At 38.9% G+C, this 20,160-nt stretch carries 16 protein-coding genes and 2 pseudogenes; 7 read left to right on the forward strand and 11 right to left on the reverse strand.

What is annotated here, in order from left to right; translation table 11 throughout:
• The first annotated feature begins 112 nt into the window (after window positions 1-112).
• The 4 genes and pseudogenes from ACGEDC_RS19360 (at window position 113) to yfaE (ending at window position 5,393) form a co-directional block, all read left to right on the forward strand.
• Entirely contained in the window at window positions 113-784 is a 672-nt protein-coding gene (locus tag ACGEDC_RS19360) for an HAD family hydrolase (RefSeq protein ID WP_394495189.1), read from the forward strand.
• An 806-nt stretch (window positions 785-1,590) separates the two neighbouring features.
• On the forward strand, window positions 1,591-3,879 hold the full coding sequence (nrdA, locus tag ACGEDC_RS19365; protein ID WP_055024579.1) for a class 1a ribonucleoside-diphosphate reductase subunit alpha: 2,289 nt from the start codon (window positions 1,591-1,593) through the stop codon (window positions 3,877-3,879).
• 56 nt (window positions 3,880-3,935) lie between these two features.
• Entirely contained in the window at window positions 3,936-5,066 is a 1,131-nt protein-coding gene (nrdB, locus tag ACGEDC_RS19370; RefSeq protein ID WP_080915767.1) for a class Ia ribonucleoside-diphosphate reductase subunit beta, read from the forward strand.
• Window positions 5,041-5,393 (forward strand): annotated as a pseudogene (yfaE, locus tag ACGEDC_RS19375) (class I ribonucleotide reductase maintenance protein YfaE). The gene nrdB and the pseudogene yfaE overlap by 26 nt, the downstream one beginning before the upstream one ends.
• A 122-nt stretch (window positions 5,394-5,515) precedes the next feature.
• Here yfaE and ACGEDC_RS19380 read toward each other — a convergent pair.
• Both ACGEDC_RS19380 and ACGEDC_RS19385 read right to left on the reverse strand, forming a co-directional pair.
• On the reverse strand, window positions 5,516-6,046 hold the full coding sequence (locus tag ACGEDC_RS19380; RefSeq protein ID WP_394495192.1) for a LysR substrate-binding domain-containing protein: 531 nt from the start codon (window positions 6,044-6,046) through the stop codon (window positions 5,516-5,518).
• The gene (locus tag ACGEDC_RS19385; RefSeq protein ID WP_394495194.1) at window positions 6,040-6,405 is read right to left on the reverse strand and encodes a LysR family transcriptional regulator; all 366 of its coding nucleotides are present in this window, start codon (window positions 6,403-6,405) and stop codon (window positions 6,040-6,042) included. Before ACGEDC_RS19385 ends, ACGEDC_RS19380 begins: the two co-directional genes overlap by 7 nt.
• A gap of 132 nt (window positions 6,406-6,537) precedes the next feature.
• Between ACGEDC_RS19385 and ACGEDC_RS19390 the strand changes: the two genes are divergently transcribed.
• Window positions 6,538-7,887 (forward strand): MATE family efflux transporter, encoded by a 1,350-nt coding sequence (locus ACGEDC_RS19390; protein WP_394495196.1) that lies wholly within the window; start codon window positions 6,538-6,540, stop codon window positions 7,885-7,887.
• Between the two features lie 14 nt (window positions 7,888-7,901).
• Here the strand turns inward: ACGEDC_RS19390 and ACGEDC_RS19395 are convergent, their stop codons facing one another.
• The 6 genes and pseudogenes from ACGEDC_RS19395 to ACGEDC_RS19420 all read right to left on the reverse strand — a co-directional run bounded on the left by ACGEDC_RS19395 (window position 7,902) and on the right by ACGEDC_RS19420 (window position 15,027).
• Window positions 7,902-8,420, reverse strand: a complete 519-nt coding sequence (locus ACGEDC_RS19395; protein WP_394495198.1) for a YciI family protein — start codon at window positions 8,418-8,420, stop codon at window positions 7,902-7,904.
• A gap of 99 nt (window positions 8,421-8,519) precedes the next feature.
• Window positions 8,520-9,757: pseudogene (locus tag ACGEDC_RS19400) on the reverse strand (diguanylate cyclase).
• A gap of 192 nt (window positions 9,758-9,949) precedes the next feature.
• A complete protein-coding gene (locus ACGEDC_RS19405) occupies window positions 9,950-11,500 on the reverse strand; it encodes an AbgT family transporter (protein WP_080915771.1) in 1,551 nt (516 codons plus the stop codon).
• Between the two features lie 229 nt (window positions 11,501-11,729).
• Window positions 11,730-12,395 carry an SDR family oxidoreductase gene (locus tag ACGEDC_RS19410; protein WP_080915772.1) on the reverse strand — a complete coding sequence of 222 codons (666 nt, stop codon included), beginning with the start codon at window positions 12,393-12,395 and terminating at the stop codon, window positions 11,730-11,732.
• Window positions 12,396-12,443: 48 nt separating this feature from the next.
• Window positions 12,444-12,908: a GNAT family N-acetyltransferase gene (locus ACGEDC_RS19415; RefSeq protein WP_394495201.1), complete on the reverse strand. Its 465-nt coding sequence runs from the start codon at window positions 12,906-12,908 to the stop codon at window positions 12,444-12,446.
• A 106-nt stretch (window positions 12,909-13,014) separates the two neighbouring features.
• Window positions 13,015-15,027 carry an FAD-dependent oxidoreductase gene (locus ACGEDC_RS19420; protein ID WP_394495203.1) on the reverse strand — a complete coding sequence of 671 codons (2,013 nt, stop codon included), beginning with the start codon at window positions 15,025-15,027 and terminating at the stop codon, window positions 13,015-13,017.
• Window positions 15,028-15,191: 164 nt separating this feature from the next.
• On the opposite strand from ACGEDC_RS19420, the gene sppA reads away from it, so the two are divergent.
• The gene (gene sppA, locus ACGEDC_RS19425; protein ID WP_394495205.1) at window positions 15,192-17,033 is read left to right on the forward strand and encodes a signal peptide peptidase SppA; all 1,842 of its coding nucleotides are present in this window, start codon (window positions 15,192-15,194) and stop codon (window positions 17,031-17,033) included.
• Window positions 17,034-17,202: 169 nt separating this feature from the next.
• The gene (gene ansA / locus ACGEDC_RS19430; RefSeq protein WP_055024621.1) at window positions 17,203-18,213 is read left to right on the forward strand and encodes an asparaginase; all 1,011 of its coding nucleotides are present in this window, start codon (window positions 17,203-17,205) and stop codon (window positions 18,211-18,213) included.
• A gap of 142 nt (window positions 18,214-18,355) precedes the next feature.
• Here the strand turns inward: ansA and ACGEDC_RS19435 are convergent, their stop codons facing one another.
• The 3 genes from ACGEDC_RS19435 to ACGEDC_RS19445 are packed head-to-tail and all read right to left on the reverse strand — an operon-like array spanning window position 18,356 to window position 20,088.
• Window positions 18,356-18,637 carry a YeaC family protein gene (locus tag ACGEDC_RS19435; protein WP_055024590.1) on the reverse strand — a complete coding sequence of 94 codons (282 nt, stop codon included), beginning with the start codon at window positions 18,635-18,637 and terminating at the stop codon, window positions 18,356-18,358.
• Window positions 18,634-18,951, reverse strand: coding sequence for a zinc ribbon domain-containing protein (locus ACGEDC_RS19440; protein WP_394495208.1), 318 nt, complete (start codon window positions 18,949-18,951; stop codon window positions 18,634-18,636). The genes ACGEDC_RS19435 and ACGEDC_RS19440 overlap by 4 nt, the downstream gene beginning before the upstream one ends.
• 6 nt (window positions 18,952-18,957) lie before the next feature.
• Window positions 18,958-20,088 (reverse strand): M14 family metallopeptidase, encoded by a 1,131-nt coding sequence (locus tag ACGEDC_RS19445; RefSeq protein WP_394495210.1) that lies wholly within the window; start codon window positions 20,086-20,088, stop codon window positions 18,958-18,960.
• Window positions 20,089-20,160: the final 72 nt, after the last annotated feature.

The following is a 20,160-nucleotide window of genomic DNA, read 5'->3' on the forward strand; positions in this document are numbered from 1 at the left end:
TTTTACTTAGCTTGCTTAGTTAACCTATTTATTCGTTTGATTACTTAACCCAATATAACGTGACGTTACTCTTTCCATTATTGATAAACGAATTAAAACCTAAGGTAGTACAATGAATCAAATTAGTGCGACGGATCAGATTAAAGCAGTATTATTTGATTTGGATGGAACCTTGGCTGATACCGCACCAGATCTGGTATATGCATTAAATTTAGCCTTGCAAGAGCGCGAAATCTCCCCTAAGTCCGTCGAAGCACTACGCTATTCAGCTTCACACGGAAGTTTGGCCTTAGTAAATGCTGCTGTACCAGAGTTAAATGAATCAGAGCAAGTAAGCATTCAACAGAGTCTGCTTGAACACTATCAAAAAGTGAATGGTCAAAAAGCCTCTTTATTCGAAGGTTTAGCTTCATTTCTCACTTTACTTGAAACAAAAGCAATACCGTTTGGGGTGGTAACAAATAAACAAGCAAAGTTTACTCGTCCGTTAATTGATGCTTTAGGGCTAACTGAACGTTTAACTAGCATCGTTAGTGGCGACTCTACCCTTCACCCTAAACCTCACACTGCCCCTATGTTATTAGCAGCTCAGCAAATTAACTGTGCGCCTGCAAATATATTGTACCTAGGTGATGCTGAGCGAGATCTAGTCGCAGCTAATAATGCGGGCATGATTGGCGGCACTGCTATGTGGGGATACCTTTCGGACGATGATCAGCCAGAATTATGGCCAAGTAAAATTGTATTTAACACAGTTAACGATTTACTCCAATTTTTTGAATAACAAGAACAACTAAAATAGTACTCTTCATAAACTCAATGCTTACATGTAAATCTTAATGTAATGATGCAAAAGTGATTGGTAAATTGCTGCTTCAAATGTCACAGTTGAAGCATCATTGACATGACTCACTTTCGATACATATCAGCAAGCCTTTAATGCCCTCACTATAGAGTTTCTTTACTAACGACTTTTCTGTACTAACGGCATTGCTGTCACTTCACTTTTTATCTCACTGTTCTAAGGATAACAGTAGTCATTTTGTGCAATGAACTCATCAATGGCACTGTACTTTGACTCATAAAGCCAAATGAAAACTCATTTTTCATTTTACATTCAAACATCACAAAAAAAATCAAACTATTTTTATATAAAAACAATCGATCGCTGAATATTTTAGCGATCAATCCAATCACGTTAACTGTCTAAAAAAACAACGTCACGAGAAATTCAAAGGCTATTTTGCGTTAGCAGGTTAGCTTTTACTAACTTGAATGACTATCCATAAGATATCCACAACTTATTAATTAAAATCCTACTTGCAAATGGTGACCAACCTCACTATCTTGTATGTTAGTTTTTATAAAACACCATATCTTGTGTGTGACATCAATACGAGGCACTAGCGATAAAAGCTCAGTATCTCGCTGTAACACTAGTATTTTTATCAATATTAGTTTGTTAATTGAATTTGGATGATCAACTTACAAGGGACGTATTGTGATTTATTGGCGATCGTAACGTAGTCGATAAAAAAAGATCCAATGAATAAATTACACCAATAAATATCGAATCAAGGCCTCTTTTTAATGAACAGCAATATGACAGTCACTAAACGCAGTGGCGAACGCGAAACAATCGATTTAGATAAGATCCATCGCGTAATCGAGTGGGCAGCCAAAGGCTTAAACAACGTATCAGTTTCAGAAGTAGAATTACGTTCTCACTTACAGTTTTTTGAAGGCATTCCAACAGAGGCTATTCACGAAACAATCATCAAAGCAGCAGCTGACTTAATCTCTCCAGAGTCACCAGATTACCAATTTCTTGCTGCGCGTTTAGCTGTTTTTCATCTGCGTAAAAAAGCCTTCGGTCAATTCGAGCCTCCAAAATTAATTGATCAAGTCAATCGTTTGGTTGAGTTGGGTAAGTACGACAAGCACATTATCGAAGACTACACAGCAGAAGAGTTAACTATCTTAGATAGCTACATCGACCACTGGCGTGACATGGACTTCTCATATGCTGCTGTTAAGCAACTTGAAGGAAAATACCTAGTTCAAAACCGTGTGACTAATGAAATTTACGAAAGTGCACAGTTTCTCTATATCTTGGTAGCTGCTTGCTTATTTGCTAAGTATCCAAAAGAAACACGACTTGACTACATTAAGCGTTTCTACGATGCCGTATCGACATTTAAAATTTCACTTCCAACGCCAATCATGGCTGGTGTGCGCACCCCTACTCGTCAATTCAGTTCGTGCGTATTAATTGAATGTGACGATAGCCTTGATTCAATCAATGCGACAGCATCTTCAATTGTAAAATACGTAAGTCAACGTGCGGGTATTGGAATCAACGCAGGCCGTATTCGAGCTTTAGGTAGCCCAATCCGAGGCGGTGAAGCATTCCACACTGGTTGCTTACCGTTTTATAAATATTTCCAAACTGCGGTAAAGTCTTGCTCACAAGGCGGAGTTCGTGGCGGCGCAGCGACATTATTTTACCCATTATGGCACCTAGAGGTTGAATCACTTCTTGTGCTTAAAAATAACCGTGGTGTAGAAGATAACCGTGTTCGTCATTTAGATTACGGCGTGCAATTAAACAAATTGATGTACCAACGCTTAATTAAGTCTGAAAATATTAGCTTATTTAGCCCATCTGATGTACCTGGTTTATACGATGCATTCTTCGCTGACCAAGTAGAGTTTGAGCGCCTATATCTTCAATACGAAGCGGATAGCAGCATTCGTCGTAAAGAGATTAAAGCCGTTGAATTGTTTTCATTAATGATGCAAGAACGAGCATCAACTGGCCGAATCTATATTCAAAATGTTGATCACTGTAATACTCATAGTCCATTTGACCCGCAAGTAGCGCCAATTAAACAGTCTAACCTTTGTTTAGAAATCGCTTTACCAACTAAGCCAATGCGTAACATTGAAGATCCTAATGGTGAAATTGCATTATGTACTTTATCAGCGCTTAACTTGGGTGCTATCAAAGACTTATCTGAATTAGAACCGCTTGCAGACCTAGCCGTTCGTGCATTAGATAATTTACTTGATTATCAAGATTACCCAATTATCTCTGCTCAACTGGGTTCTATGAACCGTAGAACGCTAGGTATAGGCGTTATTAACTTCGCAAATTACCTTGCGAAAAATGGCATGAAATATTCTGATGGCTCTGGTAATAACTTAACCCATAAGACATTTGAAGCGATTCAGTTCTACTTACTCAAAGCTTCTATGAACCTAGCAAAAGAGCAAGGTGCATGTCCTTTATTTAATGAAACTACTTACGCTGAAGGTGTTTTACCAATTGACACATATAAGCGTGATTTAGACAAAATCTGTGATGAACCATTACATATGGATTGGGAAGGATTACGTAGTGACATTAAAGCTCACGGCTTACGTAACTCTACTCTATCAGCATTAATGCCATCAGAAACGTCTTCGCAAATTTCTAACGCTACAAATGGCATCGAGCCACCACGTGGCTTAATCAGCGTTAAAGCAAGTAAAGATGGGCAATTAAAGCAAGTTGTTCCTGACTTTGATGAGCTAAAACATCAATATGAATTGCTGTGGAATATGCCAAATAATGATGGTTATTTACAGCTCGTTGGTATCATGCAAAAATTCGTCGACCAAGCAATTTCGGCTAATACTAACTACGATCCAACACGTTTTGACGGTCAAAAAGTACCGATGAAAACCTTGCTGAAAGATCTATTAACAGCCTATAAACTTGGTGTTAAAACACTTTACTATCACAACACCCGTGATGGTGCATCAGACAACCTTGATGACATTACCGTCGTTGAGAAAGAAGATGATGGCTGTGCAGGCGGCGCTTGTAAGATTTAATTCAACAATTTGCATTTAAATGCGGGGACTTATCCCCGCTTTTTTAGGATATATAAATGGCTTATTCTACTTTTTGTCAAACACCAAATAATCCGATGAACGAACCTATGTTCATGGGACAGTCAGTTAACGTTGCTCGTTATGATCAACAAAAATATGAAGTTTTTGAAAAGCTAATTGAAAAGCAATTATCTTTTTTCTGGCGCCCAGAAGAAGTAGACGTAAGCAAAGACAAAATTGATTACCAAGGTTTACCAGAACATGAAAAACACATTTTCATTTCAAACCTTAAGTACCAAACATTATTAGATTCTATTCAAGGTCGCTCACCGAATGTGGCGTTATTACCGTTAGTATCGTTACCTGAATTAGAAACATGGATTGAAACTTGGTCTTTTTCAGAAACAATTCACTCGCGTTCTTATACCCACATTATTCGTAATATTGTTAATGATCCGTCTGTCGTATTTGATGATATCGTGGTGAATAAAGAAATTTTAAAACGTGCAGGTGATATTGCTCAATACTACGATGATTTAATTGAACTGACCCAAGTGCTCAATTTACATGGTGAAGGAACACATCTGGTTAACGGTAAACAAATCACTGTTAGTCCACGTATCCTTAAAAAGTCTCTGTATTTATGCATGATGTCTGTAAATGCATTAGAAGCGATTCGTTTTTATGTCAGTTTTGCATGTTCATTTGCTTTCGCTGAACGTAAATTAATGGAAGGCAATGCGAAAATTATTCGTTTAATTGCTCGTGATGAAGCCTTACATTTAAATAGCACTCAGCATATTCTTAATATTATGCAAGGTGGCAAAGATGATCCTGAAATGGGTGAAATTGCCAAAGAGTGTCACGATCAAGCCTACGATATTTTTTATAAAGCAGCTGAGCAAGAGAAAGAATGGGCTAAATACTTATTCAAAGACGGTTCAATGATCGGCTTAAATGAGCAAATTTTATGTCAGTACGTTGAGTACATTACTAACCAACGTATGAAAGCCGTTAACTTGCCTCAACCCTATGCAGAACAAACTAACCCGTTACCATGGATGAAAAACTGGCTTGAAAGTGATGCTGTACAAGTGGCACCACAAGAAGTTGAAGTCTCATCTTACTTAGTTGGTCAAATTGATTCGGCCGTTGACAGCGATGAGTTTTCTGACTTTGACCTATAAGCCCAACTTTAAAAAAGCACCTATTGTTAGCTTAAATGGTGAGCCAGTGTTGTTGTTTAATCAACAACAACACACCTTACTAGATGTACTCGAAATAAAAAAGTTAATATCTTTTCTGAATGCAGAAATGGTTTTTGCGGTTCGTGTAAAACTCGCATCAATAAAGGTTCAGTGACTTATATCTCTGAACCTTTGGTCGAACTAGAAGCTGATGAATGCTTGCCTTGTTGCTGTGTACCTGAGACGAACCTAGATCTCGATCTCACTACAGATGAACCAAGTAACCTTTATGTTCAGCATAACAAAACACTGATTACACTCGATTAAATATGAAACGAGCCTTCTCGCTCGTTTCCCTTTTCAATAGCAAGTATTCGTTTTTACCGATTATCTAATTGCCGTAGTAAACCAAATTTCAACAAAAAAGTCGCCAAGATAAATAGTTAACCCTAATTTTTGTTCTTTTTAGCCTCAAGAAACATAGCTTCAAGTTCAGCAAACATCCAGTTCATAATATTGCCAGCACCTTTGTCTCGTCGTTTAACTAACCCCATTTCAATCAACAATGATTCGGGTATATGGTAAGTGCTCAACTCTTTTATTTCACCTGAATACCACTGAGAACCGGCAATATGTTCTGGAACCAACGCCCAACCCAAGCCACGAGTAACAAGTGACGTCATGTAATAGTAACTGTCAACATGCCAACAATTTGCAGATATGGGTTTACTTGCAGTTTGCAAGTCACAAATAACCAGTTGTCGATATTCATTTAGCTGCGATATGTTTGGAACCGGGATATCTGCTAATGGATGATCAACCGATACGATAAGAGATTGATGAAAGCTATCAATAGTAAAAAACTCTAGACGTTCACAAAGTTGCTCGCCTTGAAATAACACACCTAAGTCCGCTTTTCCAATATCTACCCAATGGGCAATATCATCCCTTGATCCATTTAAAATAGTGAGTTTCAACAATGGAAAGGTCTCGGCCGTTTTATCAAAAAAACTTCGAAAGTAGAAATTGGGACAGCTTCGTCAATCGCAATGGTTAATGCTAATTCGTTATTTGTTTGAACTGACATTGCTCTTGAGTTTAAACGCTCACACTGCGCAATCACGGCTTTAGCTTCAATTAATAACTGTTCCCCCTGCTCTGTTAGCACAGGCAAACGGTGGCTGCGATCAAATAGTTTAAAGCCTAAATCTATTTCTAAATTTGAAATTGCCGTACTAACTCTTGATTGCGCTTTACCTAAATCACGTGACGCAGCTGAAAACGAACCTGTATTGGCTGCGGCAACAAATGCTTTTAATTGTTCTATAGACCAGTTCATCTTTTTCCAACCGTAATGGCTCATTCCAATTATTATAACTATCCGATTATCGGATGGATACTAACTTTTTCCTATCTAAAATCAGATTATAATAAGCAATATTATTTTGTGTCCTGATAGTATTGAGAAATCATGTTAGCAATATCAACAGCGTCAATTGATCAATTAACCGTTAAACAGCATTTTTGGAAATACGCTATTCCATCCATTGCAGCAATGTTAGTGAGTGGCTTATATCAAATCATTGATGGGATCTTCGTTGGTCATTATGTAGGATTTGAAGGCTTAGCAGGCATTAACATGGCTTGGCCAATTATATGCTGTGTTGTGGGTGTTGGCATGATGATCGGTATGGGCGCTGGTAGTTTACTATCCATCACCCGTGGCGAGAAAAAGCCTTTAGAAGGACAAAAAGTACTTAGCCATGCCATAGTATTAATTGGCATAATGAGTATCGCATCAGCAATTTTCATTCACTTCTTCGGTGAGACTTTATTGCTCCTGCAAGCAGCAGATGGACAAAGCTTTAGCATGGCATCAGATTATATAGAAGTATTTGCCTATGGCGCTTTTTTTACAACTGCAGCTACAGCAATACCTTTACTCGTGAGAAATGATGAACAGCCCGGTTTTGCCACTATGTTGTTAATGATTGGCGCAGTCATGAATATCGCGTTGGATTACTTATTAATCGCTGTTTATCCTTTAGGACTAACAGGCGCTGCAATTGCGACATTGATTTCTCAAGCCATTGTAATGCTATTCGGTTTTTACTACTTCTTTTCAAGGAAAGCTAACACCAGGTTTAAGTTTTCTTATAAGGATATTAAGCTTAAACAACTACAAAAAATACTCGTTTTAGGTAGTTCGAGTTTGATTATGTTTATGTACTTTAGCTTCATTATTGCACTTCATAATTTCCTTTTTATGCAATATGGCTCGGCAGTTCATGTCGCTGCTTTTGCAATTGTAGGTTACGTTGCAACGACTTTTTATTTATTAGCAGAAGGTATAGCTGGCGGTATGCAGCCCCCTGTTAGTTACTATTATGGTGCAAAGCTGATCCCACAGATCAAACAAACAGTGAAACTGACCGTAAAAGTTGTCGCTACTCTGGGCGTTTTTACCGTTTTATTTATAAATATTTTTCCCAACTTTGTCATAGGTTTTTTCAGTAATCATGATAATGCTCTTATGGCTGAAACTTTAATCGGTATGCGTCTACATTTATTTGCGTTAGTACTGGATGGGTTTATTTTTATCGCAACCATGTATTTTATGGCGGTCAATCAAGGGAATAAGTCATTGTTTATTTCGATGGCTAATATGGCAATACAAATTCCGTTTTTACTCACGTTACCCAACTTGATTGGCGTCAACGGTATATGGCTATCTGTGCCACTTTCTAATGTCGTCTTATGTCTTATTCTGACACCATTGATTTTGTCAGAAAATAAACGGATAAATGCACTACATAACTAATCAGCAATGAGTCATTACATCAGCTTTTTAGACATTTGCTGATGTAACTGATTTACTTTCATTAATGCAGCGCTGCCATACCAAGGCTTTAACTCCATAGTAAGGCTACCAGCTTTAATGGCGGGATCTGATTCAGTGAGTATTTTGGCTTCAGCAACCGTTTTTACATCAAAAATATAAATTCCACGTAAATCATCGTTACCAAGAAAAGGCCCAGCCAGAACTAATTTGCCTTCATTTGCTAACTTAGTAATATTGTCTATATGAGCTTTTTGCAAAGCTAAGGCATCCTCCTCACTTCGTTCGCGATTGGGTCCTCGTTTCAAGAATGCAACAACGTATTGCTTCATGCCATACTCATCTGCGCCAACTTCGTTAGCTAATGCAGGATCAAATTTCGGGTTATCTTTGACCTTGGTAACGGTTTCTGAAGCCCATAGAGACGAAACCGACAAGAACAAAGTTAGAAAACACAATAAGCGAAAGCTTGATATGAACTGAGAATGTGATGTGTTTGATGCTAAGAAAGTCATTGTTTGCTCCAATCATTACCAATAATGAATATCATGGAGCAATTAAATTAAGATGTAAATTCGACTCAATAAGGTAAGAAAAAGCTGTTATGGTATAAATTACCCTTCGCTACAAATAGTATTTTTGCCTTGGGATTTAGCAATATATAAACGTTTATCAGTGAGTTTTATTAAACTCTCAACATCGTTCATCATGCGGCAGTCACTTGACTCAGCTAAACCGATGCTCACTGAAACAGAAAATGAATGAGTAGAATCGTTAAAATGCCTTTCAGCAAAACGACTTCTTATCACTTCAGCAGTTTGTAATGCGGCTTGTTCGTTTGCTGAAGGTAAAAATGCAATAAACTCTTCTCCCCCCAACGACCAACAGCCCCAATGTGATCTGCAAACGCATCACGTATAATTTCAGCAAGAGCTTGAATGACGAGATCGCCATTGTGATGACCATGAGTATCATTAACTAATTTAAAATTATCAATATCAAGTAAAACACAGGTCAACTGGTCATTGATTTCAATATGTTTCTGTAACCATTCTTGCACTGCACTGCGATTTAAAAGGTGCGTCAAACCATCATGACTTGCTTTAAATGCCAGCTCTTTTTCTAACTGTACTTTCTCGGTTACATCTTCCATTACGACTTGTACTGCAGGTTCTCCATCCCACTCAATAAGGTTATCATAAATATTAAAAAACCGATGTATGCCATCAAAGCAGATATTTTCGACCACACTGTTACTGCCAACAGCCACGCCATTAACAATATCTTGATAATGCTGCTTGGCCTGTTGTTGAACTGTTTCAGGAATGAGTGTGAGTAGAGAGCTTAAACTCATCACTTGCTCTATTGAGTCTGCGTGTAAATGCTTTACACAGGCTTGGTTTACCATCAGTGGTTTAAATTCCCGATGCACCATTATACCTTGACCTGATTGTGTAATGAGCCGCTTATACATTAGGTCTTTTTCACGTATACGCTTATTCGCTTCAACTAACACAGAAAGATCAATCACTGTCACCTGTAATGCTGGACGGCCTTGCCATTCAATTAAATGATCCACTGAAAAAACCGTGAACTCACGGCCATTTCTGTCAATATTAACGAATGTATGACCACGTGGATAAAGTGTTCCATTGACTATGTCATGGTAGTTCTGAGTGGCAATTTGATGATTTTCTGCAGGTAAAAGGTCAAGAAAAGAATCGATGCTGGTAAGTAGTTCTTCGGCTGAATTATAACCATATATTTGAGCATATCGTTCATCAACATGAACAGCATTCATGTCCTGAATAATGATAACTCCATAACTTGAATCAATATTAATCTTTGGCATAAATGATTTTTATAAAATTAATCTTTTAATTGATATACAACAATTATAGGCAGAAACAACTTAACTGCACTAGCCTGCGAGGATAAAAATGTTAACTGTAATGTGCTCTAAATCTTTTAGTTTTATGAAAAGACTTTTTGCTGGCCCAAAAAAAGTAGCGAATAATATCGCTACTTTCATTTTTAAAATCAGTTAATAAGTGTAACTTGCACCCAGTCCTAAAGGTAAACCAATGGACCAGTAAATGAGTAGCCATGTACTCCATATTGATAAAAGTGCCAGACTAAATGGCAACATCATCGAGATTAAGGTCCCTATCCCAATACCTTTGACATAGCGCTGACAATATACGACGACAAGTGGGAAATAAGGCATTAATGGCGTAATGATGTTAGAACTTGAGTCACCAATACGGTAAGCCGCTTGCGATAAGTCTGGACTAATGTTTAGCTGCATTAACATTGGCACAAGTACTGGGCCAATTAACGCCCATTTTGCTGAAGATGACCCAACGAATAAGTTAACAAAGCCAACTAAAATAATCATCCCGACCACGGTCACTTCTGCTGGAAGGTTGAGCGCCTTAAGGCCACCAGCTCCTTCAACAGCAATTAATGCACCTAAATTAGACGCCGAAAAAGCAGCAACAAACTGAGCACAGAAAAATGCCATTACGATGTAATGCGACATGCCGCTCATGGATTTAGACATTGCTTGCACGATGTCTGCAGACGACTTAAAGCTGCCAGTCATATAACCATATACTACCCCCGGAAGCATAAAGAATATGAAGATCAATGGCACAATAGATTGCATTAACGGCGCACCAAAGCTAGTCAGTGAACCATGCTCATCTCGCAGTGTTGAAGTTTCAGGAATGGTAAGCGAGAAAAAACCAATGATTGCAACGAACATAACAAGAGAAGCCACACTAAATGCACGCATTTCTTTTGGTGTTGCTTCTTCCATTGCTGGTAAGTCAACTTGGTCACGTTCTACTTTGTGCGTTTTATTTAATCTTGGCTCTAAAATTTTATCGGTTAAATACCAAATCACTAAGGTAATCGGAATACACGAAGATGCAGCGAAAAACCAATTATTCAATGGGTTAATTTGAATGTCAGGATCGACGATCTGGGCTGCCGACTGGGTAAAGCTTTGTAATAAAGGATCGATACCTGATGGAATAAAGTTGGCACAGAATCCACCAGAAACACCAGCAAAAGCCGCTGCAATACCAGCAAGTGGGTGGCGACCAACGGTAAAGAATATAACACCCGCAAGTGGTATCACTACAACATAGCCCGCATCTGTTGCGGTATGAGAAATAATACCGACCACAACAACCGCTGGCGTTAATAGCTTAGCAGGTGTGACTTTAAGCATTTGTTTTAATGCAGTATTGATAAAGCCTGACTGCTCAGCAATCCCCACACCTAGCATTGCAACCAGTACAACACCTAACGGTGCAAATGCGGTGAATGTTTTCACCATAGAAGTTAAAAATTCTGTTAACGCTGTTGCACTTAATAAGTTATTAATAACAATTGGGCTATCGGTTCTTGGATCTATCGCATCAAAACTGACGCCAGATAACAAGGCTGATATTACCCAAACAGCAAACATTAAAATTAAGAATAGCATTGCAGGATCTGGTAGTTTATTACCAATCCTTTCAATACTGTCTAGCGCTCTACCGAGCAATCCGGGTGCATTATCCCCAGATTCTGTTTTCGTCGTCATGATTCCCTATTCCTCACTATGGCACTGATTGAATCTAACTATCACAGTTTTATTCAATAGCACCTTAATATAATTATTAGCATTACATATTAAATATACAGTCTGTAACTAAACTTAAAATTTACGACATATTGCATACAAAACGAGCGGTTAAGCTTGTTTTAATCTAAATACTCAAAAACTGTGATACCTATTACCATAGAAAAGATAAAAACAGAGCATACAAATTTTACCAAGGTAATGTTTGTCCGTTTGAATGTTTGAATACACCAGTTGTTGTCATATCCAGTGAGTTAATTAGCCCCACCAGTCGACTCGCTGACTCTAAAGCCGAAATATCGCCTCCGTGATTTACCATATCGGTTTGAACATAACCTGGGTGGTATATGCCAACCGCTATTTGTTTTGGAGATAAATCATGGCTTAGCGACATCGATGCGGCATTAAGAGCAGCTTTAGACATTCGATACCCATATCGCCCTCCAGAGGTATTATCCTCGATTGATCCCATACGTGAAGTGATCATAGCGACTTTGCCGCCAGCATTCAGTTGATGATTTAGTGCGGCAACAATGCGAAGTGGTGCCAGAGCATTAATTTCAAATTGCTGCCTAATGGTATCAAGGTTTAAGTGTGCTAATTGCTCATCACGTAAAATGCCTGCATTACAAATCAAAACATCAATATTCACTCCCGCTAAAGAAGTTTGCATATTATGTATGCCTTCATCAGTTGCAACATCAATTTGAGTGATAACATTCACGTCTAGCAGCTCAAGCTCATCTGAAGTGTGGCGGCATAAAGCAAACACTTTATCACCCTGTTGCTTAAATAATTTAGCCAATGCTAAACCAATCCCTCTGTTCGCACCGGTAATAACAACATTTTTAGCCATCGTCGTTCCTTTATTTAAAATCATATTGAAAACACATCATAAAAAGTATCAATAAAACTTACACATACCAAACCCTAATTCTGAGCCATCTCTTACTAAATATTGATATTTTTTATAAAACCCTTCTTTACCTTGTGCGCAAAATAGACCCACTGTAGTGCCTTGTGTGACTTGTTGAGTTAAATACATTTCGATAGCTTGCATAATAAAATGTCCCAAGCCGTTACCTTGGTATGCTTTAGCCACAATGATATCTTGAATATAGAAAAACAGCCCGCCATCACCGATCACTCTGCCGGTGGCAATCAATCTAGTTTCTTGGAAGACACAAACGAAAAATAAAGAATTATTTAGGCTATTGTTTACTGTATCAACTGGAGCCGTTCCCCAACCCGTTTCTGTTCTTAATCGGTTAAATTCCTCAGCACTAGGGGCATTAAGCGTAAAGTTAAACACTTGCTTGGTATCAACCTCATTATGCCAAGACTTGAAAATACCTTTTATTTCGTCCATTTATATTCGTATCATTAATAAAATATGACGTTTAATAAAAACAAAAAACCTAGCAATTTGCTAGGTTTTATTAAGTTAACGATTAGAACCTTATTAGATTCAGTGGTTAAATAGCCATTGCTAGTTCAGCGCCTTGTCTAATTGCTCGTTTAGCATCCAGTTCAGCAGCAACATCAACACCGCCAATCAAATGCACTGGTAAGCCAGTTGATTTCATATCGTCTACAAGCGTGCGGTTAGACTCTTGACCTGCACACAGTACAACATTATCAACTCGCAGTACTTCGGATTCTTCCCCTACCTTGATGTGTAAGCCTTCAGTGTCAAATTTCTCATAGCTCACACCCGTTTTCATGTTCACTTTATGCTGTTTAAGAACACTTCTGTGGATCCAGCCGGTTGTTTTACCGAGGCCTTTCCCCATCTTAGTCGTCTTACGTTGCAATAAGTAAACTTCGCGATCTGGTTTATGTTCAGACTCCTCAGTTAAGCCGCCTGGATGTTGATAGGTTTTATCAATGCCCCACTGCTCGAGCCATTTGTCCGGTTGTAATGTGCTCGACTCACGTTCACATAAAAAATGTGCCATATCAAATCCGATACCGCCCGCTCCAATCAGCGCCACTTTCTCGCCAATATAGACTTCTCCTTTCAGGACTTGCTGATAATCGACAACTTTAGGGCTATCAAAACCAGGTAGATCAAGCGCACGCGGGACAACACCTGAAGCGACGATCACTTCATCAAATTTTTCATTCGCTAAAACATCTAAATCTAAACGAGTATTTAAACGTAATTCAACCTTGTGTAGCTTCATTTGGTTGTTGAAATAACGGATGGTTTCGTCAAACTCTTCCTTACCTGGGATCTTGCGTGCCAAATTAAACTGGCCGCCAACTTCATTTTTAGCTTCAAATAAAACCACTTCATGCCCACGTGACGCTGCATATACCGAAAATGCCATGCCAGCAGGACCTGCTCCCATAACTGCTAAACGTTTTTTGTGTTGCGTTGGGGTGAAATTGATTTCTGTTTCATAGCAAGCGCGAGGGTTAACAAGGCAAGTAGCACGCTTCATTGAAAACGTATGATCTAAACAAGCTTGGTTACAACCAATACAAGTATTGATAAGTTCACTTTGCCCAGCAGCGGCTTTATTAACAAACTCTGCATCCGCAAGGAAAGGTCTTGCCATTGAAACCATATCTGCTTGGCCAGAAGCAATGATTGATTCGCCAATTTCAGGCGTATTGATACGGTTAGTTGCAATCAAAGGAACTGACACTTCAGATTTAAGTTTCTCAGTCACCCAAGAAAATGCCCCTCTTGGAACACTTGTCGCAATTGTAGGTACACGCGCTTCATGCCAACCAATACCAGTATTGATAATTGAAACACCTTCACGCTCTAACCATTTTGCTAATTTAACGACTTCATCCCATGTCGAACCGTTATCAACTAAATCCAACATTGATAGTCTGAATATTATGATAAATTCTTTGCCCACCTTCTCACGGATAGCTTTGACTATCTCTAATGGGAAACGTGCACGTTGAACAAAGCTGCCACCCCATTCATCAGTACGTTTATTGGTACGAGAGCTAATGAATTGATTAATGAGATAGCCTTCTGAGCCCATTACTTCTACACCGTCATAGCCCGCTTTTTTAGCAAGCGCAGCACTGGATGCATAATCTTTAATTGTTCCAGCAACTTGTCTAGATGACATTTTTGAAGGCGTAAATGGTGTAATTGGCGATTTAATTTTACTCGGTGCTTGTGAAAAAGGATGATAACCATAACGACCAGCATGGAGGATCTGCATACAGATTTTACCATCAGCTTCATGGACAGCCTTTGTGACAATGCGATGCTTCTTAACTTGCCAAGGAAAACTTAATTGGCAAGCATGAGGTGCTAGGCGTCCACGAAAGTTAGGCGCGATACCGCCAGTTACGATTAGCCCACAGCCACCTGCTGCACGTTCTTTATAAAACGCAGCCAGTTTCTCAAATCCGCCCTTTTCTTCTAAGCCAGTATGCATGGAGCCCATTAACACTCGATTTTTTAATTGAGTGAAGCCTAAATCTAAGGGTTCTAGTAAATGTGGAAACGACATTCAAACATCCTTTTTAAACAAGTGATTTAAACTAGCATACAACGAGATTTTGTTAAGCTCAATGCTTTCGCTTTGCTATTGTTAAAAACCGTTACAATTCAATTTCCCATAGCCAAGCTTTTTCAGTTAGCATAATAGTAATGAAATGCTATAGGAGTGGCTTAATGTCCGCTAAACCCTCACTGATTAAACGAATTTTCTCTTTGATTTGGAAAACCATCAACGGGATACGTAAAGTCATTCTCAATCTTATCTTTTTTGGTTTAATTGCTATTATCGTTGTCGCGTTAAGTGCTGAAGAAGAAATTGTCATCGAAAACCAATCTGCACTTATGCTCAATCTTGCTGGCACTATCGTTGACCAAAAGCGTCATGTTGATCCTATTGAAGCGGTATTTAAACAAAGTAAAGGCAATGATCCAGAGGGCGAAATGTTGTTATCCGACATCATTTACGTCATAGACAGTGCTATTCAAGATCCTCGTATCAATACCATCGTCATTAACATGCAGCACTTGCGCTCTGCTGGTATCAGTAAGATGACGACTATTGGTGATGCATTGAATAAATTTAAACAAGCTGGCAAGTCTGTCGTGGCTTTTGGTAACTACTATGAACAGAACCAATATTTCTTAGCAAGTTACGCGGACACCATTTATCTTAATAATAAAGGGGCTGTTTCTCTTGAAGGTTTAAGCAGTTATCGCTTGTTTTATAAATCAGCATTAGAAAAATTAAATGTCAGCACCCATGTTTTCCGTGTTGGTACATTTAAGTCTGCTGTAGAACCTTTTATTCGTGATGACATGTCAGCGCCAGCTAAAGAAGCAAGTCAGGCGTTATTAGGCGATATTTGGCAAAGTTACGAATCAATTGTAGCGACAAACCGTAACATCGCTCCAGACAATATTGTACTAAGTCCAAATCGTTATCTAACAGAGCTTGACAGTGTATCCGGCGACTCAGCTCAACTTGCAATAAAATTAAACTGGGTAGATGAACTGGCATCTGATGAATCTTTCAGACTTGCCATGGTTGAAAAAGTGGGCGCTGATAGTGACGGCGATAACTTTAAACAAGTTTCTTTTACCGAATACTATAACGCTGTAAAACCGCTTCCTGCCCTTATCGAGAAAGACTCAGTTGGTATTATTGTTGCCAAAGGTAATATTTTAAATGGTACCCAACAAGCTGGCCAGATAGGGGGCGAAAGTACTTCAGCTCTTCTGCGCAAAGCGCGCTTTGATGAGAAAGTAAAAGCGGTTGTATTACGAATTGATAGTCCTGGCGGCAGTGCTTTTGCTTCTGAGAAAATTCGTCAAGAAGTTATCGCATTAAAGCAAGCAGGCAAGCCTGTTGTTGTCAGTATGGGCAGTTTAGCGGCATCGGGCGGTTACTGGATTTCTGCAAGTGCGGATTATATCTATGCAACACCAACAACCTTAACTGGTTCAATAGGTATCTTCGGTATGTTTGCCACATTTGAAAATGTCTTATCTAACTGGGGGATCCATTCAGATGGGGTTTCGACTTCAGATTGGGCTGGTATATCAGCAACCCGAGCTTTAGATCCTAATGTAGCAGCAGTCGTTCAACGACATATTGAACATGGGTATCAAGAATTTATTTCGTTAGTTGCTAAAGAAAGAAATATGAGCCTAGATCAAGTAGACAGAATTGCTCAGGGCCGAGTTTGGTCTGGTACAAGAGCTGTCGAGTTAGGACTTGTTGATGCAATAGGTGATATGGACAGCGCCATTGCTAAAGCAGCTGAAATGGCACAAATTGAGGTATTTGATACAAAAGTTATCGAACAAGAGTTAACTGCAGAACAAGAGTTTGTACAACAAATGCTTGCCTCAGTAGCAACCTATCTACCAGAAGCATCAAGTCAATCACCTGTTCTAAATCAAATGCTAGGTGAATGGCAAACTGTAGTTGATGAATTCAGCATGTTTGATGATCCTAAAGGCATGTATTTGTATTGCGAAAATTGTAACCTTTAAACAGTGTTTGCCTTAAACAGCCAGAAGGCTGGCAAAACCTTTAAAATATAGAATATTCAAAAAAGCCCGTTTTAAGGGCTTTTTTATTGAGTTTTATTCAGTTAGACACGTATAATTTAACGATTCATCAAATATCAGTCCTGAGAAATGCACGAACATGACAACAAGCATGATTAAACGCTCAATTTACGTCGCTTATACTGGCGGTACTATTGGTATGCGAAAAACCGACAATGGATTCGCCCCTGTTGCTGGATTTCTAACAGATTGCGTTAAATCTATGCCTGAGTTTTATCATGAAGAAATGCCCGACTTTGTCATAAACGAATATTCGCCATTAATAGACTCTTCAAATATGGCACCGACTGATTGGCAGTTGATCGCAAATGACATTAAAGCTAATTATGATAAATATGATGGCTTTGTCATTCTACATGGCACAGATACCATGGCATACACGGCATCTGCGCTCTCTTTTATGCTACAAGGGCTATCTAAACCAGTTATTGTAACAGGTTCTCAAATTCCTTTAGCTCAGCTACGTTCAGATGGCCAAACAAACTTATTAAACTCGCTCTATATTGCAGCCAACTACCCTGTCGCTGAAGTATGTTTATTCTTTAATAACAAACTGTTTAGAGGTAATCGTTCTACAAAAGCCCATGCTGATGGCTTTGACGCTTTTGCTTCACCGAATTTTCCAATACTGCTAGAAGCTGGTATTAAAATTAACTTACGTGCAGGCAAAATATCTGAACCTACAACGCAAGCCTTAGATGTTATTGAAATCAGTCCCCAACCTGTTGGCGTCATAACCCTTTATCCTGGTATTTCGACTGAGATATTCAACAACATATTAATGCAACCTGTTAAAGCGCTTATTTTGCTGACATTTGGTGTAGGAAATGCACCACAAGATAACGCTTTATTAGATACGTTAAAACAAGCCGACGAACGTGGCATTGTCATTGTTAACTTGACTCAGTGTTTTCAAGGTAAAGTCAACATGGGAGGTTATGCAACGGGCAATGCATTAGCTCAAGCCGGAGTGATTAGCGGCGCAGATATGACCATTGAAGCGGCATTAGCAAAACTGCATTATTTGCTATCAAAAGATTTGACCGCTGCAGAAGTAAAATTTGCAATGAAGCAGAATCTGCTAGGTGAATTAACCGAGTAAAGACAGATTACTAAAATAAATCAATAGATAATAAAAAAGCCACTGCAAACAGTGGCTTTTTTTGAATCAAATATTCTCATCAAATGTGATAGATTTATATGTAAAATATCAAACTCACATATTGAGCGATGTATTACTGCCTTTAAATATCTGATTCTTTGAATTCAGCGATTGATTCACCACGGAATTGTTTTTTAAGTTCAGATTTAGACAACTCATTTATTTTACCACCAGCACCAATAGTAAAGTGATCAGTTTGTTCAAGTTTACGCGCTTGATATAACATGACTACCTGTAATGTTGATTCTTTTTGTTCTGGCGATAATGCCGTGCCATCTTCCCATTTACCTGTTTCCGCAGCAGAGCGAAGACGCTGATAAACTTCATCTGGCATTTCATCAATCACTTTGTTGATATCGTTCATACACTTTTCCGTTTATGTAAGACAATTCTAGCTCGCGTAATCGTATAGCCTACGAAGCCAAACACGAAACAACCCACAGCAATATACGACGTCATTCCGGTTGCTGGTTCACCACCCCAAAACCAAATAACAACACCTGCTATAAATAACGTTAAAAACACAAAGCTATGTGTCATTAACTTATTAGATTGTTGTATATGACTTATCACACGGGCAGATTGATTATCACCATCGACTTTCACTTTGCAATGCTGACACTCTTTCACTTTGCTAGAAATACGTTTTTGGCACGAAGGACATTCAATTAACGCCATAATTGATTACTCGCTTAAATTGTCTACTACGGCAAGCATCGCCAGTAACGAAGCTTCACCTAGGTATTCGCATCGCGCAGGAGACCAACCGACAACAGGATCAGGTAAGTTATCATTATCCTTAAATGGCATTTCTAACGTATTAGCAAGACACTTAAAGGTGTTACCGACCCAGTTAGAACCAACGGTCAAGTTCGCTTTTCCTGGCTCATCTTTGTCATAACCATATTTAGTTTGGAAATCAGCACTTGCCATACCTAACGCTGCAAGGAACTGTTCTTGTAACTTGGCCATATGTGGAGTGTAATTTGGTGCACCTTCACAGCCAGCAACAAACACATAAGGTAAACCTTCATCACCGTGAACATCATAGAATAAATCGACACCCGTCTCTTTCATCTTATTGGTAACATAATAAACCTCAGGACTACGCTCTAAACTAGGCGACTCCCACTCACGGTTTAAGTTAGTACCAACAGCATTCGTACGTAAATGGCCTCTGACGCTTCCATCTGGATTCATGTTTGGCACGATATAGAAATTAGCTTTATCAAGTAACAACTTGGCCGTTGGGCAATCGCTGTCTAATAATTGGTTTAATAGCCCTTCTATTAACCATTCTGCCATTGTTTCGCCTGGATGCTGTCTGGCCGTAATCCAAATGTTCTTTTTAGCAGGATCGTTATCGCCAATTTTTAATAGGCTCATGTCACGGCCATCTAGCGTTAAGCCCAAGTTTTCGAGGCTAACAGCAGGATGTAATTGTACAGAGCTAATCAGATCTAGGTGACGCTCGTAACTGTACGGTGCAAAGTAAGCAATGTGAATCGCTTCACAATCTAAATCAACTTGAATAGAAAGCTGTCCATCTTGATAACTCGTTGGCAGACGGAACCAATGTTGACGATCGTAACTGGCTACCGCTTGATAATCTTCCCAACCTTTTGGATAAGATGCAGTACCCGCATTCATAATGTTCAATGTGTAAGTTTGACCGATTTCACCTTCCATACGGAAGTTAAACCATTGATAAAACTCACCACCTTCATCTGGTCGAATAGCAAGTTGAATGTCATCGTGTTTGTCTAAATTGATAGTCTCAATGTTGCCGCCATCAAAATTCGCGCTAATACGCATAGGACTTCCTTATGTAAGGTAATTATCGATTTTTTATGGCCACATCTTATCAAATGCTGTCACTCAATAAAA

The organism is Shewanella sp. ENK2 (genome assembly GCF_043568515.1).
Lineage (GTDB): Bacteria > Pseudomonadota > Gammaproteobacteria > Enterobacterales > Shewanellaceae > Shewanella > Shewanella japonica.

Bases quoted from the DNA above. Each gene is read 5' to 3' on its own strand.
- ACGEDC_RS19390 (WP_394495196.1), top strand. From the start codon at position 6,538: ATGTTAGCAATATCAACAGCGTCAATTGATCAATTAACCGTTAAACAG.
- nrdB (WP_080915767.1), top strand. From the start codon at position 3,936: ATGGCTTATTCTACTTTTTGTCAAACACCAAATAATCCGATGAACGAA.
- ansA (WP_055024621.1), top strand. From the start codon at position 17,203: ATGATTAAACGCTCAATTTACGTCGCTTATACTGGCGGTACTATTGGT.
- ACGEDC_RS19405 (WP_080915771.1), bottom strand. From the start codon at position 11,500: ATGACGACGAAAACAGAATCTGGGGATAATGCACCCGGATTGCTCGGT.
- ACGEDC_RS19420 (WP_394495203.1), bottom strand. From the start codon at position 15,027: ATGTCGTTTCCACATTTACTAGAACCCTTAGATTTAGGCTTCACTCAA.
- ACGEDC_RS19445 (WP_394495210.1), bottom strand. From the start codon at position 20,088: ATGCGTATTAGCGCGAATTTTGATGGCGGCAACATTGAGACTATCAAT.
- ACGEDC_RS19440 (WP_394495208.1), bottom strand. From the start codon at position 18,951: ATGGCGTTAATTGAATGTCCTTCGTGCCAAAAACGTATTTCTAGCAAA.
- sppA (WP_394495205.1), top strand. From the start codon at position 15,192: ATGTCCGCTAAACCCTCACTGATTAAACGAATTTTCTCTTTGATTTGG.
- ACGEDC_RS19415 (WP_394495201.1), bottom strand. From the start codon at position 12,908: ATGGACGAAATAAAAGGTATTTTCAAGTCTTGGCATAATGAGGTTGAT.
- ACGEDC_RS19360 (WP_394495189.1), top strand. From the start codon at position 113: ATGAATCAAATTAGTGCGACGGATCAGATTAAAGCAGTATTATTTGAT.
- ACGEDC_RS19410 (WP_080915772.1), bottom strand. From the start codon at position 12,395: ATGGCTAAAAATGTTGTTATTACCGGTGCGAACAGAGGGATTGGTTTA.
- ACGEDC_RS19435 (WP_055024590.1), bottom strand. From the start codon at position 18,637: ATGAACGATATCAACAAAGTGATTGATGAAATGCCAGATGAAGTTTAT.
- ACGEDC_RS19385 (WP_394495194.1), bottom strand. From the start codon at position 6,405: ATGAACTGGTCTATAGAACAATTAAAAGCATTTGTTGCCGCAGCCAAT.
- ACGEDC_RS19395 (WP_394495198.1), bottom strand. From the start codon at position 8,420: ATGACTTTCTTAGCATCAAACACATCACATTCTCAGTTCATATCAAGC.
- nrdA (WP_055024579.1), top strand. From the start codon at position 1,591: ATGAACAGCAATATGACAGTCACTAAACGCAGTGGCGAACGCGAAACA.